Below are 15492 nucleotides of genomic sequence, written 5' to 3'. Positions count from 1 at the left end.
CGCATGACTCAGCGGCTGTTCACTGCGTGGCGATGAGGTCGATGACAGGGGTGTCGCCCGAGACGAGCTCCAGCGTGCGATGCGCGGTGCCCGGGTTCTCCAGCAGCGCCATGACGACGGCGGCCACGTCGTCGCGCGGCACCGAGCCGGGCGGCACCTCCGGGGCCAGCCGGACCAGGCCCGTGCCGGGCTCGTCGGTCAGGCGGCCGGGGCGCAGGATCGTCCAGGCCAGGCCGTCGCGGGCGCGCAGGTCGTCCTCGGCGGCGGTCTTGGCCTCGATGTAGGCGGCCCAGACCGCGTCGCTGCCCGGCGCGGGCGGGCGGCCGGCGCCCATGGAGGAGATCTGGATGAACCGCCGCACACCGGCCCGCTCGGCGGCGTCGGCCGTCAGGACGGACGCGGCCCGGTCGACGGTGTCCTTGCGGGCCGCGCCGCTGCCCGGGCCGGCGCCGGCCGCGAAGATCACGGCGTCGGCGCCGCGCAGGATCTCCGTCACCTCGTCGGCGGTGGCCTGCTCCAGGTCGCACAGCACGGCCTCGGCCCCGGTGGCCTCGACGTCGGCCACGTGCGCGGGGTTGCGCACCAGGCCGACCGCGCCGGACCTGAGCCGCTCGGCCAGCCGCAGCGCGATCTTGCCGTGGCCACCCGCGATGATGATCCGCATGCCCCCCATGGTGTCATGGACGTCATGAACGACTTCCCGCAGGCCCCCACGCCCGCGTTCCTGTTCGACCTGGACGGCACCCTCATCGACAGCGTCTACCAGCACGTCGTCGCCTGGCGGCAGGCGCTGTCCGGGATGGGGATCGACCTGTCGGTGTGGCGCATCCACCGGCGCATCGGCATGAGCGGCGGCCTGTTCGTCAGCGCGCTGCTGCGCGAGACCGGGCTGAAGCTGACCCAGGAGCAGATCGACGAGCTCCAGGTGCACCACGCCGAGGCGTACGAGCAGCAGGTGGACTCGGTCAAGCCGCTGCCCGGCGCGGCCGAGCTGCTCGGCGAGCTGACCGCGCGCGGCGTGCCGTGGGCCATCGCGACCAGCGGCTACGCCCGTACGGCCCGGCTCGCGCTGGGCATGCTGGGCCTGCCGGAGGACACCCCGATGGTCACCCGCGACCAGGTGCGGCGGGCCAAGCCGGACCCGGATCTGTTCCTGGCCGGTGCGGCGCTCGTCCAGGTGGACCCGCTGCATGCGATGGTGGTGGGCGACAGCGTCTGGGATCTGCTGGCCGCCCGCCGGGCGGGCGCGCTCGGCATCGGGCTGCTGTCCGGTGGATATGGCAGGGACGAGCTCGAACGCGCCGGGGCCTTCCGCGTGTACGCCGATCCGGCGGACATGCTCGCCAGGCTGGACGAGCTCGGCGTGCGCTCCCCGTCCTGAGCGAAGGGGGAATATCTCGCCGAACCTCCCAGCTTGATCGTGCGTATCCCCCACAGAGGAGCATTGAAGATGGACTTGGCAGACATCGGCGTCACCGGCCTGGCCACCATGGGGCGCAACCTGGCCAGGAACCTGGCCAGGCACGGGTACGCCGTCGCCGTGCACAACCGCACGACGGCCCGCACCCAGCAGCTGGTCAGGGAGTTCGGCGGGGAGGGCACGTTCGTGCCGGCCGAGGAGCTGGCCGCCTTCGTGGCGTCGTTGAAGCGGCCGCGCCGGGCGATCATCATGGTGAAGGCCGGTCCGGGCACCGACGCGGTGATCGACCAGCTCGCCGAGCTGATGGAGCCGGGCGACATGATCGTCGACGGTGGCAACGCGCATTTCCAGGACACCCGGCGGCGTGAGGCGGCGCTGCGCGAGCGCGGCATCCATTTCGTCGGCACCGGCATCTCCGGCGGCGAGGAGGGCGCGCTGCTCGGCCCGAGCATCATGCCGGGCGGCTCGAAGGAGTCGTGGGAGGCGCTGGGCCCGATCCTGCAGGACATCTCCGCCAAGGTGGACGGGGTGCCGTGCGCCGTGCACGTCGGCCCCGACGGCGCCGGGCACTTCGTGAAGATGGTGCACAACGGCATCGAGTACTCGGACATGCAGCTCATCGCCGAGTCCTACGACCTGCTGCGCCAGGCCCTGGGGGCGACGCCGGCCGAGCTGGCCGAGGTGTTCAGGGAGTGGAACCGGGGCGACCTGGACTCGTACCTGATCGAGATCACCGCCGAGGTGCTGGAGCAGGTCGACGCGGCCACGGGCAAGCCGTTCGTGGACGTCGTGGTGGACCAGGCCGAGCAGAAGGGCACCGGCCGCTGGACCGTGCAGAGCGCGCTCGACCTGGGCGTGCCGGTGACCGGCATCGCCGAGGCGGTCTTCGCCCGCGCGTTGTCGGGCCATCCGGAGCAGCGCGCCGCCGCCGCGTCGCTGGAGGGCCCGCGGCTGTCCGGCGTCGGCGGCCGCGAGCTGATCGAGGACGTGCGCCAGGCCCTGTACGCGTCCAAGATCGTCGCCTACGCGCAGGGCTTCGACCAGATCGCCGCCGCCTCCGAGGAGTACGGCTGGGACGTCGACCCGGGCGCCATGGCCACCATCTGGCGCGGCGGCTGCATCATCAGGGCCAAGTTCCTCGACCGCATCCGCGCCGCCTACGACGCCGACCGGCGGCTTCCGACGCTGCTGGCCGACCCGACCTTCGCCGCCGCGCTGAACGCCGCGCAGGACGCGTGGCGGCGCGTGGTGACCACGGCCGTGCGCATCGGCGTGCCGACGCCGGGCTTCTCCTCCGCGCTGGCCTACTACGACGGGCTGCGCCGCGACCGCCTGCCGGCCGCGCTGGTGCAGGGGCTGCGCGACTACTTCGGCGCGCACACCTACCACCGGGTGGACCGGGAGGGCGCCTTCCACACCGACTGGTCGGGCGACCGCGACGAGCACCCCGCCTGACCGCCTCCGGGGCTCGGCGGACGGTCAGCCGCCGGCCAGGGCGACCGGGTTGGCCACCGCCGTGACCACGCAGAACCCGATCGGCCCGGCCGTGTCGTGCAGGGTGACCTGGCCGGTCGCGACACCGCCGGCGCTGAGGTGGCCGGTGGCCTCGACGCCGATCAGCTCGCCCTCGGGCAGCCGGGCGAGCGTCAGCGTGTAGTCGGCGTTGATGAAGCTGACGCCCGCCGAGCCGACGTTGGCCAGCGGGCTGGCGAAGTCGGCGGCCAGGGCGGCACGGGTGAGCGGCGTCAGCGGCTCGTCGTCCACCAGCGGGTGGGTCTCGCGCAGCCACACCCGGTCGCGCCCGCCCTGCCCCCATTCGGTCAGCTGCCACAGGTCGAACGGCGGCTTCCAGCCCTGCCCCTCGGCCGGGTCGCCGGCGGGCGGCGGCTCGTCCCAGGCGGGTGTGTGCGGCAGCCGGCCGCCGGGCTGCTCGCCCTGCCGGAGCAGCACGGCCGAGGCCCGGCCGATCACGCCCTGTCCGGTGGAGAGCACGGCGTCGGCGACCCGGATCCGCCGTCCGTCCCTGACCAGGGTGGTCTCCACCGTGACCGGCAGCATGGGGCTGTTGCGGAACAGGTCGACGGTGAGCCTGGCGAAGTGCAGGCCGGGCTCGCCGTGCCGCTCCTCCAGGGCGCTCGCCGCCAGGCCGCCGAGCAGGCGGCCGTGGAGCATGTCAGGGGACCAGGGGCTGCGCGCGTGCGGGGCGGGTACGAACTCGCCCTCCTTGCGCGTGAAGAACGCTGACGTGGCCATCACCGAATCATATTCTGGAAGAGAGCAGCCGCCGTCCCAGGGCGTGCAGACGTTCCTTCAGCTCGGCCGGTTCGAGCACCTCGAAGTCGAGGTCGAGGAAGGCCACGGCCACGGCCATCAGGTGCAGGTCGTCGCCGCGCATGGTGAGCACGCAGGTGGCCTCGTCCACCGGCTCGACCTCGCCGCCGACGCGGCCGGCCAGCCGTCCGGCCGGGGCGTGGATCAGGAAGCGGGCCTGGACCGGCCACATCTGGTGGCCGAGGCGGTGCCGCACCCACGCGGCGACGTCGGCCTCCGGCGGCTCGCGGGGGGCGAAGCACGGGCCGTTGGGCGTGCGCACCTCGATCCGGTCGGCCCGGTACGTGCGCCAGTCGTGGCGGTCGACGTCCCAGCCGACCAGGTACCAGCGGCTGCCCTTGCTGACCAGGCTGTGCGGCTCGGCCTTCCGCAGCGTGACGGCGCCCTCGTGGTCGGTGTAGTCGAAGCGCAGCTGCTCGTGGTCGCGGCAGGCGGCGGTGATGCGGGTCAGCAGCTCGGGGTCGACCGTCGGGCCCTGCCCGCCTACGCGCACGGTGTGCGTCTGCAGGGCGTTGACGCGCTGCCGCAGGCGGGCGGGCAGCACCTGTTCGAGCTTGGCCAGGGCGCGCAGCGAGGTCTCCTCGATGCCGGTCACCGTGCCGCCGGCGGCCGTGCGCAGGCCGACCGCGACCGCGACGGCCTCCTCGTCGTCGAGCAGCAGCGGCGGCAGCTCCGCGCCGGGACCGAGCCGGTAACCGCCCGCCACCCCCGGCGTGGAGCCCACCGGGTAGCCGAGGCTGCGCAGCCGGTCGATGTCGCGGCGCAGCGTGCGCGGGGCCACGCCGAGCCGTTGCGACAGTTCCGCGCCGGGCCACTCGCGCCGGGTCTGCAGGAGGGAGAGCAGGCGCAGAAGCCGCGCCGAGGTGTCGAGCACGGGTCCATTGTGGCCCGATCCTGGCCGCAATGCTGCCTAGCGTGGGCGGCATGAACCGATTCGTCATCGACATCCCGCAGTCCGCGATCGACGACCTGCGGGCGCGGCTGGCCCGTACGCGCCGGCCGGACGCCCTGGAGGGGGTCGGCTGGTCCTACGGCGTGCCGCCCGAGGCCGTGCACGAGCTGGCCGCGTACTGGCTGGACGGCTACGACTGGCGGGCGCACGAGGCGCGGCTCAACGAGCTGCCGCAGTACACGACCGAGATCGACGGCCAGCGCGTGCACTTCGCCCACGTGCGCTCGCCGCGTCCCGGCGCGCTGCCGCTGCTGCTGACGCACGGCTGGCCGAGCACGTTCGCCGACTTCTCCCGCGTGGCCGAGGCGCTCAGCCGCGACTTCCACCTCGTCATCCCGTCCGTGCCCGGGTTCGCCTTCTCCGGCCCCACCACCGAGACCGGCTGGGGCGTGCGCCGGGTCGCCGCCGCCTGGATCGAGCTCATGGACCGCCTCGGCTACGACCGGTACGGCCTCCAGGGCGGCGACTTCGGCTCGCTCGTCTCGCCCGCCCTGGCCCGGATGGTCCCCGAGCGGGTGGCGGGCGTGCACCTGAACGCGCTCACGGCGTTCGTCTCCGACGACCTGTCCGGGCTGACCGAGGCCGAGACCGAGCGCGCGCGGCGGATCGAGCGCTGGCACCGCGAGTTCTCGGGGTACGCCGCCATCCAGAGCACCAGGCCGCAGACCCTCGCCTACGCCCTGGCCGACTCGCCGTCCGGCCAGCTCGCCTGGCACCTGGACGCGTTCGCGAGCTGGGGCCAGGACGCCGGCGGGGTCGCCCCCGACGACGTCCTGACCAACGTCACCATCACCTGGCTGACCGGCACCGCCGGCTCCGCCGCACGCCTGTACCGGGAGAGCGGCGGCGACTGGGCGCCGCCCGCCGAGCCCGGCACGACGCCGACGGCCGTGGCCGTCTTCCCCGGCGACAGCACGGTCCGCCGCTACGCCGAGCGCTCCCACAACGTGGTGCGCTGGTCGGAGCCGGCGCGCGGCGGCCACTACGCCGCCCTGCAGGCCCCCGACCTGCTGGCCGAGGACGTCAGCTCGTTCTTCGCCGAGCTCTAGCAGTTCTGTCGGGCGCTTCGTTCTTCGCCGGGCTCTAGCCGGGCATCACGCAGAACGGGTGGCCCTCGGGGTCGAGCAGCACCGTCCAGTCGTCGCCGCCCGGCTGGTGGCCGGGCAGGGAGGCGCCCAGGGCGACCAGCGCCCGCCTGGCCTCCTCGACGTCGGGGACGGTGAGGTCGAGGTGCACGTGCTTGCCGTCGTTGGGCCAGCCCGGGCCCTGGTAGCCGTCGATCCGCTGGAAGGCCAGCGGCACGGGGCCGCCGGTGACGGTGGCGTAGCCGGGGTCGGAGTCGCCGACCTGCCAGCCGGTCGCCTTGGCATAGAAGCCCGCCAGGGCGACGGGGTCGGCGCAGTCGAAAACAATGGAGGAAATCACTGTCGTCATGCCCTCACCCTTGCCGGTGCCACCCCCAAGGTCTTGAACATCCTTGCACCCCCGCACACACCGCCACCCCTCCGCCGCGCCCTCGCCCTCCGCCCGCGACACACCGCGACCCTCCCGCCGCGCACCTCATCGCCCCGCCTCATGTCTCCGCGCCCATGTCTCCGCGCCCATGTCTCCGCCGCGCCCCATGTCTCCGCCGCGTCCCCGCCGACGCCGCACCCCCAAAGGGGCCGGACGGGGTCGTCGGGCCCCAGGCCCTGGCGGGGGAGATTGTCGGTGGTGGGGCGTAGCGTTCGGCGGGTGCGATCCTCCAAGCCGCTGGCCCGTGGGAAGGGCTTCACCCTCGACCTGGTGACCTGCGCCGACGACCACCGCGGCTGGTCGCGGCCCGAGGTGGGCCGGGCCCACCGCATGGTGCTGGTCCACCGCGGCGCGTTCCGCCGCATGGCCGACGGCCGCAAGGCCGCCGTCGACCCGACGATGGCCTACCTCGGCGCCCCCGGCGAGGAGGAACGCTTCGCCCACCCGGCGGGCGGCGACGTCTGCACCTCCCTCTCCCTGTCCCCCGCCCTCTGGCGCACGCTCGCGGGCGACGCCACCCGCCTCGCCCGCTCCACGGTCTACGTCGACGCCCGCCTCGAACTCGCGCACCGCCGCCTGCTGGCCACCGCCCGCGCGGGAGACCCCGACTTCGCCCTGGTCGAATCCCTGCTGTCGCTGACCGGCGCCACCCTCACCCAGCTGGCCGGCCCCACCACCCCGGCCGCCGCAGAGGGGGCGGCCGCGGCACGCCGGCCCGCCCCGTCCCCCGCCCGCTCCACCGCGGCCATCGCCGACGCCGCCCGCGAGGCGATCTCGGCCGATCATCCGGCGGCCGCCGGGCTGTTGCCGCTGGCGGAGCTGCTGGCCGTCTCCCCCTACCGGCTCAGCCGGGCCTTCACCCGCGAGCTGGGCGTCTCGCTGACCCACTACCGCAACCGGGTGCGCGTGAGCCGGGCGCTCGACCGGCTGGAGAGCGGCGAGACCGGCCTGGCCGCGCTCGCCGCCGACCTCGGGTTCGCCGACCAGGCCCACCTGACCCGTACGATCCGCCGCCACGTCGGCCACACCCCGACGGTCCTGCGCCGCCTGCTGACCTCCCCCGCTCCCCTCGGGCGGGTGGATTTCGGGTCGCCTGCCACCGTAAGCTCCCCCAATGCGTGATGCAGGTGAGGACCCCCGGCCCGCCCGGGGCGTCGTACGCGAGGTCCACTCGCTCAACGGTCCCGTCACTCTGGCCTACTCCCCCGACCTCGACGGTCTGGCCGATCCGGGGGAGATCGTGTGGGCGTGGGTGCCGTACGAGGAGGATCCGTCGCGGGGCAAGGACCGGCCGCTGCTGGTCGTGGGCCGTACCGGGCGCAGGCTGCTCGGCATGATGTTGTCGAGCAAGGGCGACGACGGCTCCGACTGGCTGGAGATCGGCGCGTGGGGCCGCGACGGGCGGGTGTCGTACCTGCGGCTCGACCGGGTCTTCGTGCTGGACGAGGGCGACATCCGCCGCGAGGGCGCGGTGCTCGACGGCGACCGGTTCGCCCGGGTGGCCTCCGTCCTGATGCAGACGCACGGGTGGGGCGTGGGCTGACCCGCGTGCGGCCCGGTCATCCCCGCACCGGTGCGCTCCCGCAGCGGTGGGTGGTCCTGTAGCCCCCGGGGATGGGCGTGAGGGAGTATCCGGATGGTAAGCGCACGATCCGGTCATCGTCCGAGATCGCCCGCGCCTGCGATCATGGGTGCATGCGTGTTGTGGTGATCGGCAGCGGGATCGTCGGGGCGAGCGCGGCCTACTACCTGAGCGGCCGCGGCGTGGCCGTGACCGTGGTGGACCGCGGCTCCCAGGGCCAGGCGACCCAGGCGGGCGCGGGCATCGTGTGCCCCTGGGTGGACCATCCGGAGGACGACGCCTGGTACCGGCTGACCAGCGAGGGCGCCCGCCACTACCCGAGGCTGGTCGAGGCCCTGGGCGAGGACATCGGCTACGCCAAGGTCGGGGCCCTGCTGGTGGCGGAGGACCCGGTCGATCTAGAACCGGTGCGGGCCCTGCTGCGCCGCCGCTACGCCGACGCGCCCGAGATGGGCGAGGTCACCGACGTGCTGACGCCGTCCGACCTGTTCCCGCCGCTGTCCGACGACCTCAGCGCGCTCCTCGTGCCGGGCGCCGCCCGGGTGGACGGCAGCGCCGTACGCGACGCGCTGCTGCGCGCCGCCGTCGCCCGGGGCGCCGAGGTGCTGCACGGCAGCGCCGTCCTCACCGCCGACGGGCAGGTGCGCCTGCACGCCGCCGACGAGGACATCCCGGCGGGGAACGGGCCGCGGCGGGCCCAGCCGGGGCCGGGAGCCGGCGCGGTGAGCGGCCGGACCACCTCCTGGCGTCAGGCCGCTCCGCTCGCGCCGGACTACCCGCCGTCCGTCACCGGCGACCTGACCGAGAGCCCTCTTGAGGCGTCCGCCGAGGGACCGGTCGGCGCAGCGGGCGACGCTCCCTTCGGCGGCCCTCCGGACGGCTCTCCCGGAGGCCCCGCCCCGGCCTCCGAGCCCGTCCCGCCCGTGGTGGAACCGATCGTCCCCGTGCCGCCGGCCGAACCCGTCGCCCCTTCCGCGGCCGAACGCGTGCCCGCCGGCGAGGGCGTCCCGCTGGAGGCGGACGTCGTGATCGTGGCGGCCGGGGCGTGGACGGGCGAGGTGTGCCGTCCGCTCGGGGTGGAGCTGCCGGTGTTCCCCCGGCGCGGGCAGATCCTGCACGCCACCCTCGACGGCGTGGACACCGCCTTCTGGCCCATCGTGCTGCCCAGGAGCGGGCCGTACCTGCTGGGGTTCCCCGGCTCGCGGGTGGTGATCGGCGCGACCGTGGAGGACGTCGGGTTCGCGCCCCGGGTCACGATGGGCGGGCTCGAAGAGGTGATCGCAGCGGGATTGCGGGTGGCGCCCGGCCTGTTCGGGGCGACGGTGTCCGAGACGAGGGTCGGCCTGCGGCCGGTCAACGCCCCCGGCCCCGCGCTCATCGGGCGGCTCACGCCGCGGGTGGTCGTGGCGACGGGGCTGAGCGCGTACGGGCTGACGGCGGGTCCGTTCACCGGCGAACTCGTCGCCAAGCTGGCCCTCGACGAACAACCCCCCATCGACCTCACCCCCTACGCACCCCGCACCGCCTGACCCTCGGCCGGGCCGGGGCACGACCGGGCGAACGTCCCGCGCGGCAGGAAAGGCGTCCATCGGCCTCCGCCCCAGAGCGTTCCAGCGGGACGACGCCACACCCGGACGGCAGGCCGGCCCAGGAACAACGGCGACCGCCGCAGACCTGCCGCATCCAGACAGCGGGCCGGCCCAGCACGAGCCACTCCCCGTCCGAACGGCAGGCCGACCCACGACGGGAGCCGTGCCGCGTCCGGATGGCGGGCCAACCAGGACGAGAGCGGACCGTGCCGCGTCCAGACAGCGGGCCGGACGAGAACAAGGGCCGCCGGCGGGGGCCATGCCGCGTCCGGATGGCGGGTCTTAGCGGTAAGTAGGCGTTAGTCAGACCCCGGCATGATCCAGACGGCACTGCACGGATATGGTGGATTTCTCCCCGCCGTGATCTCGTGGGGAGGCCGCGTTGCCGCTGTTCGCGCTGCTGATCGTCCTGCTGCTGGCCGCCGGATGCGCCTCCGCCCCGGAACGCACGGAAGGGCCCGAGCGCCCCTCAGAACGGGCCGTTCCCGCCGTCCCCCCTCCGCCGCGCCCCTCGATCCCCGCGCCGATCCCCCTTCCCGCCGAGCACGTCAAGGTTCCGTACGCCGCCTCGGGCTCGTACGCCGTGGTGCCCGGCGGCGCGCCCGCCCGAGCCGGAGAGGGCGAGGTGGTGCGGTACCTGGTGGAGGTCGAACGCGGCCTGCCGATCGACGGGACCGTGTTCGCGGCGGCCGTGCACCGCACCCTCAACGACCCGCGCGGATGGGCCCGCTTCCAGCGCGTCGACCACGGCCCGGTACGGGTGCGGGTGGCGCTGTCCAGCCCGGGGCTGACCGTCCGCCAGTGCCTGCCGTTGCGTACCGGCGGCACGTTGTCGTGCTGGAACGGGACGCGCTCGGTCATCAACGCGCTCCGCTGGGCCGACGGCGTCCCGCAGTACGAGGGCGACCTGGCCGCCTACCGCGACTACCTCATCAGCCACGAGGTCGGCCACAGCCTGGGACACGGCCACCGCGCCTGCCCCGGACCGGGTCTGCCGGCTCCGGTGATGGTCCAGCAGTCGAAGTCGCTGGGCCGCTGCCGTCCGAACCCGTGGCCCCACCCGGAACGCCGCCCGGACGAGCGCCGCGACGCCCTGGTTCGCAACCCCTGACGGATGGCCGGCCCCCGGAAGCCGCGAACCTCCTACCCGGAAGGGCTCGCGGGGGCGGGAGGAGGGCTCGCGGGGGCGGGCGCGGCAGGAGGGCTCGGAGCGGCAGGAGGGCTCGGGACGGCAGGAGGGCTCGGGACGGCAGGAGGGCTCGGGACGGCAAGCGGAGTGGAGGGAAGTCCGGCGCCTGGGCCGACGCCGCGCAGCAGGGTGTCCACCAGCCGCCCCGCCAGCGCCTCCGGCTCGCCGTCGCGGCTCTGCGCCGCCTCGTGGATCAGCGCGTAGTACACCCGGCGGGCCCACTCCGGCTCCACGTCCTCCCGCAGCACCCCGGCCGCCCGCGCCTGCTGGAACAGCCGGTCGCACCTGGCCTCGACCTCGGAGTGCACCCGGGCCACCTCGGCCCCCGCCGACGGCCCGCGGCTCATCGCGAACCCCCAGTCGATCTTCACCCGCAGCACGTTGGCCGTCACCTGGTAGAGCGCGACCAGCGGCGGCGCCTGCTCGGGACGCGCGGCGTCCACGGCGGCGGCGAACTGCCGGGTGGCCCACTCGGCCATCGCCTCCACCAGCGACTCCCTGGAGGTGAAGCGCCGGTGGACGGTCGTGCGCGCCACCCCGGCCGCCTCGGCGATCTGCTCCATGCTGGCCGCCGGATTCCTGCTGAGCACCCGTTCGGCCGCCTCCAGGATCGTCCGGACGGTCCGCTCAGCGTCGGACCGCAGGGCCCGTGTCGTCCCACTCACACCTCAGAGGGTACAGGACGGTTCCCCTTCGATTCGAAGTTGCGTCATCACTGTTGCAGGTCCTAGAGTGATCGCATCACCACTGATGCAAGAAGGGCGATTCCACATGGACATGCGACTCACCGGCAAGACCGCCGTCGTCACCGGGGCGAGCAGAGGGCTGGGGCTGGCGATCGTCAAGGCCCTGGCGGCTGAGGGCATGCGGGTCGTGGCCGCGGCCCGCACGATCTCGCCCGAGCTGGAGCGCACCGGCGCGATCACCGTGACGGCCGACCTGTCCACCGCGGCGGGCCCGGCCGAGCTGGTCGAACGCGCGCTGGCCGAGCTTGACGAGATCGACCTCCTGGTCAACAACGTGGGCGGCGGCGACGGCGGCCAGGGGCAGCTCAACGGCTTCCTCGGCTTCGACGACGACGCCTGGCGGCAGTCGTACGACCTGAACTTCCTCAGCGCCGTGCGGGCCACCAGGGCCGCGATGCCCAGCCTGTTGCGGCGGGGCGGCACTGTGATCAACATCTCGTCCAACGGCGCCCGCGTGCCGCACATGGGGCCGGTCGTGTACACCACCGCCAAGGCCGCGCTGACGGCGTTCGGCAAGGCCCTGGCCGAGGAGTTCGGCCCGCGTGGCGTGCGGGTCGCCACCATCTCCCCCGGCGCCTCGCGCACCTCGATGTGGGAGGCCCCCGACGGGTACGGCGCCGCCCTGGCGGCCTCGCTCGGCATGGAGCACGAGCAGTTGCTCGCGGGGCTGCCGTCGGTCACCGGAATGACGACCGGTAGGTTCGTCGAACCGAAAGAAGTCGCCTCCTTGGTGACGTACCTGGCCTCGCCGCACGCCGGGAGCGTGAACGGCGCCGACTACGTCATCGACGGCGGAGCGATCAAGACGGTATGAACTATCGCGATATATCGTAGAACGGGAACACCGGGGAATCCCGCCCGGTTGGGCGGGATGGACATCATCTCCAGGGGAGTGTGGGCAATGGCAGGAATGCGGACCGCACGGCGGATCCTCGCGGGCGGCGCGCTCGCCGCCGCGGCCGGGTGGGCGTTGCGCGGGATACCGGCCGAGCTGGGCGTGCGGCCTTTGACGTCGGGGCCGGACCGGGTGAGCAGGATGCGGCGCTCGCCGCAGTTCAGGGGTGACACGTTCGTCAACCCCATGTCCGAGCCGACCGCCCTGATGACCACGCCCCCGGTGGGCCTGTTGGCCGAGCTGGCCAGGAACAAGGAGCAGCGGCATCCCGCCGGTCCCATCCCGCTGCGCCTGCCGCCGTCCGGCCCGCCGCCGGCCGACGGCCTGCGCGCGGTCTGGTACGGCCACGCCTCCACGCTGGTGGAGATCGAGGGCAGGCGGGTGCTGTTCGACCCGGTGTGGAGCAACCGGGTTTCGCCGTCCCAGCTCGTCGGCCCCAAGCGGCACCACCCGCTGCCGGTGGACATCGGCGACCTGCCGCAGGTCGACGCGATCGCGATCTCGCACGACCACTACGACCACCTCGACATGGCCACCGTGCGCTCGCTCACGCGCACCCAGAAGGCGCCGTTCCTGGTCCCGCTGGGCATCGGGGCGCACCTGGAGCGGTGGGGCGTGCCGCTGTACCGGATCATCGAGCTCGACTGGGACGAGGAGGCCGAGGTGGCGGGCCTGCGCTTCGTCGCCACCGCCGCCCGGCACTTCTCGGGGCGCGCCTTCACCAGGAACGACACCCTGTGGGGCTCGTGGGTGGTGGCCGGGCCGAGCAAGCGGGTGTTCTATGCCGGCGACTCGGGATATTTCCAGGGCTACCGGGGCATCGGGGCCGCGCACGGGCCGTTCGACCTGACGCTGATGCCGATCGGCGCCTACAGCCCGGCCTGGCCCGACATCCACATGAACCCGGAGGAGGCCGTCAACGCCCACCTCGACCTCGGCGGCAAGCTGCTGCTGCCGGTCCACTGGGCGACGTTCACGCTGGCGCTGCACCCGTGGGCCGAACCGGTGGACCGCCTGTGGCGGGAGGCGAAGGCACGCGACGTCGAGATCGTGGTGCCCCGCCCGGGCGAGGGCGTCGACGTGACCGCCGTCCCCTCCGTGGACGGCTGGTGGGAGACCCTGGGATAGCCGTCCCATCCCTGGACGGCTGATGGAAGACCCTGGGCCAGCCGTCCCATCCCTGGACGGCTGATGGGAGACCTTGGGACAGCCGTCCCGTCCGGGGGACGCCGACTGTAGGAGGCCGTGCGGCCCCCTACAGTCGTGGGGTGAGCAACATGGAACGTGACCCCCGCGAACTCCGCTGCGCCGCCGACGGCGGCGACCGGAGCGAGGTGCTGACCGGACGCGAGGTGCCGCTGGGCGGCCCGCGCGCGATGCGGGTGAGCAGGACGCTGCCCGGCGTGCACCGGCGGATGATCGGCGCCTGGTGCTTCGTCGACGCCTACGGCCCCGAGCCGGCGTTGATGCGCGTGCCGCCCCACCCCCACACCGGCCTGCAGACAGTGACGTGGCTGCTCGCGGGCGAGGTGCTCCACCGTGACAGCGTCGGCAGCCTGAGCGAGGTGCGTCCCGGCCGGCTCAACCTGATGACGGCCGGGCGCGGCATCTCCCATTCGGAGGAGTCGCCTGGCACGACGCTGCACGGCGTGCAGCTCTGGGTGGCCCTGCCGGAGGCCCACCGGCGCACGGTCCCCGCCTTCGAGCACCACGCCACCCTGCCCGTGTTGTCCGGCCCCGGCTTCGACGCCACCGTGATCATGGGCACGCTCGGCGGCGTGACCTCGCCCGCGACCACCTACACCCCGCTGGTGGGCGCCGAGGTGACGGTCGACGGCACGGGCGAGGTGCCGCTCGACCCCGCCTTCGAGCACGGGCTGCTGCTGCTCGACGGCGAGGTCGAGCAGGCCGTGCCGGGGGCGCTGCGCTACCTGCCGCCGGGTCCCGGCACGTTGCGGCTGTCGGGCCGCGGGCGGGTGCTGCTGATCGGCGGCGAGCCGTTCGGCGAGGAGATCGTCATGTGGTGGAACTTCGTGGGGCGCTCCCACGAGGAGATCGCCGCCTTCCGGAAGGAGTGGGCGGAGGGCGAGGGCTTCGGCGCGGTCGAGGGCTTCGACGGCGAGCCGCTGCCCGCCCCGGCGCTGCCCTCCATCCGCCTGAAGCCGCGCGGACGGGTACGTCCCGAGGCGCGCTAGTAGACCGAGATGTGCGGATGGTCGAAGTGGTTGGCCGTCGTGCCGCCGCGGTTGGACATCGTCCGCCAGGCGCCCGTCCTGGCGTGCCAGATGCGCTGGCGGTAGATGATGTACATGATCCCCAGGCGCCGGGAGTTCTTGATGGCCCAGTTCGCGATCTCGTAGCCGCGCTTGACCTCGGCCGCCGACGGCATCGCGCCGCCGTGGCTGAGCATGAAGTCGCAGGCGCGGCCGAGCGGGTGCTCGCCGCCGTCCTGGATCGTCCGGTAGCAGCCGATCCCGTACGGCACCGTGAACCGTTCCTTGATCAGCGTCTTGACCAGGCGCATGCGGGGCGTGATGTTCTCGGAGCCGTCCGGGAGCTGCGGCACCCACGTGCCGTCCGGGCGGCGCACGCCCGGGGCCGTGTAGAGCTTGTCGATCCGGTCCCTGATCTTCTCGATCAGCTTCTCCGCCTTCTTCTTGCGCCCCTCCAGGTCGGCCACCGCGGTGCCGAGCTCCTCGGCGCGGGCGGCGGCCTCCTGCTCGGCCTTGCGGCGCTCGTCCCTGACCTTGGCGTAGCCGCGCAGCCGGGCGTCCTGGACGTCGATGAGGTGGCGGCTCAGGGCCAGGCGGCTCAGCAGCGCGTCCGGGTTCTGGCTACCGGTGAACAGGGCGATCTGGTTGGGTTCGCCGCCGATGTACTGGGCCACGGCCAGCGTCCTGAGCTGGAGGGACTCCCGGTCGTAGACCTCCTGGGCGGCGGCCAGCCGCTCGCGCGCGCTCTTCTCCGTCTTCTCGGCCTGCTGCTGGGCGCGGCGGCTGTTGTAGTACTCCTCGATGAGCCGGTCCGACTCCTTGCTCAGCGCGGCCAGCTCCTTCTTGAGCTGCTTCACCGAGGGTTTGGGGGCCGCGCGCCCGGCTGAGGCGTTGCCCGCCGTCAGCGTCAGCCCGACGAGTACGGCGACCACGGCCCGCGCCACGTGGCCCACGGCGGAGGAGGCGACCGCCACTGTCCTCCTTAGCCTGAGCCGCAGGGCAGGTTCCGGTCAGGAGCTAATCAGAGTCCGGGACGCCCTCTTTCCGACGCTGATAGTAG

The 15492-nt window shown here is 73.8% G+C and carries 16 protein-coding genes; 10 read left to right on the top strand and 6 right to left on the bottom strand.

The genetic code is table 11. The annotated features are described in order from the left end of the window. Positions 1 to 19: 19 nt before the first annotated feature. Positions 20 to 664, bottom strand: coding sequence for an SDR family oxidoreductase (locus tag AB0C33_RS11955; RefSeq protein ID WP_358286392.1), 645 nt, complete (start codon positions 662 to 664; stop codon positions 20 to 22). A gap of 24 nt (positions 665 to 688) precedes the next feature. Between AB0C33_RS11955 and AB0C33_RS11950 the strand changes: the two genes are divergently transcribed. Together AB0C33_RS11950 and gndA are read left to right on the top strand one after the other, a co-directional pair. Beyond that, the gene (locus tag AB0C33_RS11950) at positions 689 to 1381 is read left to right on the top strand and encodes an HAD family hydrolase (RefSeq protein WP_358287554.1); all 693 of its coding nucleotides are present in this window, start codon (positions 689 to 691) and stop codon (positions 1379 to 1381) included. Positions 1382 to 1450: 69 nt separating this feature from the next. Beyond that, a complete protein-coding gene (gene gndA / locus AB0C33_RS11945; RefSeq protein WP_358286390.1) occupies positions 1451 to 2875 on the top strand; it encodes an NADP-dependent phosphogluconate dehydrogenase in 1425 nt (474 codons plus the stop codon). A gap of 24 nt (positions 2876 to 2899) precedes the next feature. Here gndA and AB0C33_RS11940 read toward each other — a convergent pair whose 3' ends face one another. Then, positions 2900 to 3673, bottom strand: coding sequence for a thioesterase family protein (locus AB0C33_RS11940; RefSeq protein WP_358286388.1), 774 nt, complete (start codon positions 3671 to 3673; stop codon positions 2900 to 2902). Between the two features lie 7 nt (positions 3674 to 3680). Then, entirely contained in the window at positions 3681 to 4625 is a 945-nt protein-coding gene (locus AB0C33_RS11935) for a YafY family protein (RefSeq protein ID WP_358286386.1), read from the bottom strand. Between the two features lie 50 nt (positions 4626 to 4675). On the opposite strand from AB0C33_RS11935, the gene AB0C33_RS11930 reads away from it, so the two are divergent. Next, on the top strand, positions 4676 to 5752 hold the full coding sequence (locus tag AB0C33_RS11930; protein ID WP_358286384.1) for an epoxide hydrolase family protein: 1077 nt from the start codon (positions 4676 to 4678) through the stop codon (positions 5750 to 5752). A 34-nt stretch (positions 5753 to 5786) separates the two neighbouring features. Here the strand turns inward: AB0C33_RS11930 and AB0C33_RS11925 are convergent, their stop codons facing one another. Then, a complete protein-coding gene (locus tag AB0C33_RS11925) occupies positions 5787 to 6137 on the bottom strand; it encodes a VOC family protein (protein WP_358286382.1) in 351 nt (116 codons plus the stop codon). A gap of 300 nt (positions 6138 to 6437) precedes the next feature. On the opposite strand from AB0C33_RS11925, the gene AB0C33_RS11920 reads away from it, so the two are divergent. From AB0C33_RS11920 to AB0C33_RS11905, 4 genes are all read left to right on the top strand, one after another. After that, positions 6438 to 7340, top strand: coding sequence for a helix-turn-helix domain-containing protein (locus AB0C33_RS11920; RefSeq protein WP_358286381.1), 903 nt, complete (start codon positions 6438 to 6440; stop codon positions 7338 to 7340). Beyond that, positions 7333 to 7761, top strand: coding sequence for a type II toxin-antitoxin system PemK/MazF family toxin (locus AB0C33_RS11915; RefSeq protein WP_358286380.1), 429 nt, complete (start codon positions 7333 to 7335; stop codon positions 7759 to 7761). The genes AB0C33_RS11920 and AB0C33_RS11915 overlap by 8 nt, the downstream gene beginning before the upstream one ends. A gap of 152 nt (positions 7762 to 7913) precedes the next feature. Then, positions 7914 to 9329, top strand: a complete 1416-nt coding sequence (locus tag AB0C33_RS11910) for an FAD-dependent oxidoreductase (RefSeq protein ID WP_358286378.1) — start codon at positions 7914 to 7916, stop codon at positions 9327 to 9329. A gap of 442 nt (positions 9330 to 9771) precedes the next feature. Continuing rightward, the gene (locus tag AB0C33_RS11905; RefSeq protein WP_358286376.1) at positions 9772 to 10500 is read left to right on the top strand and encodes a DUF3152 domain-containing protein; all 729 of its coding nucleotides are present in this window, start codon (positions 9772 to 9774) and stop codon (positions 10498 to 10500) included. A gap of 32 nt (positions 10501 to 10532) precedes the next feature. Here the strand turns inward: AB0C33_RS11905 and AB0C33_RS11900 are convergent, their stop codons facing one another. Next, positions 10533 to 11243, bottom strand: coding sequence for a helix-turn-helix domain-containing protein (locus tag AB0C33_RS11900; protein WP_358286374.1), 711 nt, complete (start codon positions 11241 to 11243; stop codon positions 10533 to 10535). A 106-nt stretch (positions 11244 to 11349) separates the two neighbouring features. Here AB0C33_RS11900 and AB0C33_RS11895 point away from each other — a divergent pair, with 106 nt between their 5' ends. The 3 genes from AB0C33_RS11895 to AB0C33_RS11885 all read left to right on the top strand — a co-directional run bounded on the left by AB0C33_RS11895 (position 11350) and on the right by AB0C33_RS11885 (position 14414). Then, complete coding sequence (locus tag AB0C33_RS11895; RefSeq protein WP_358286373.1) at positions 11350 to 12138, top strand: SDR family NAD(P)-dependent oxidoreductase; 789 nt, start codon at positions 11350 to 11352, stop codon at positions 12136 to 12138. An 87-nt stretch (positions 12139 to 12225) separates the two neighbouring features. Next, positions 12226 to 13347 carry an MBL fold metallo-hydrolase gene (locus AB0C33_RS11890; protein WP_358286371.1) on the top strand — a complete coding sequence of 374 codons (1122 nt, stop codon included), beginning with the start codon at positions 12226 to 12228 and terminating at the stop codon, positions 13345 to 13347. Between the two features lie 149 nt (positions 13348 to 13496). Continuing rightward, a complete protein-coding gene (locus tag AB0C33_RS11885) occupies positions 13497 to 14414 on the top strand; it encodes a pirin family protein (protein WP_358286369.1) in 918 nt (305 codons plus the stop codon). Here the strand turns inward: AB0C33_RS11885 and AB0C33_RS11880 are convergent. After that, positions 14411 to 15406, bottom strand: coding sequence for a hypothetical protein (locus tag AB0C33_RS11880; protein ID WP_358286367.1), 996 nt, complete (start codon positions 15404 to 15406; stop codon positions 14411 to 14413). The two genes, AB0C33_RS11885 and AB0C33_RS11880, sit on opposite strands and share 4 nt — an antisense overlap. Between the last annotated feature and the right edge of the window lie 86 nt (positions 15407 to 15492).

Source organism: Nonomuraea sp. NPDC048881 (assembly GCF_040649795.1).
Taxonomy (GTDB): Bacteria; Actinomycetota; Actinomycetes; order Streptosporangiales; family Streptosporangiaceae; genus Nonomuraea.
Note: the sequence above shows the minus strand (reverse complement) of the source record. Positions and strands in the feature narration are given on the sequence as shown.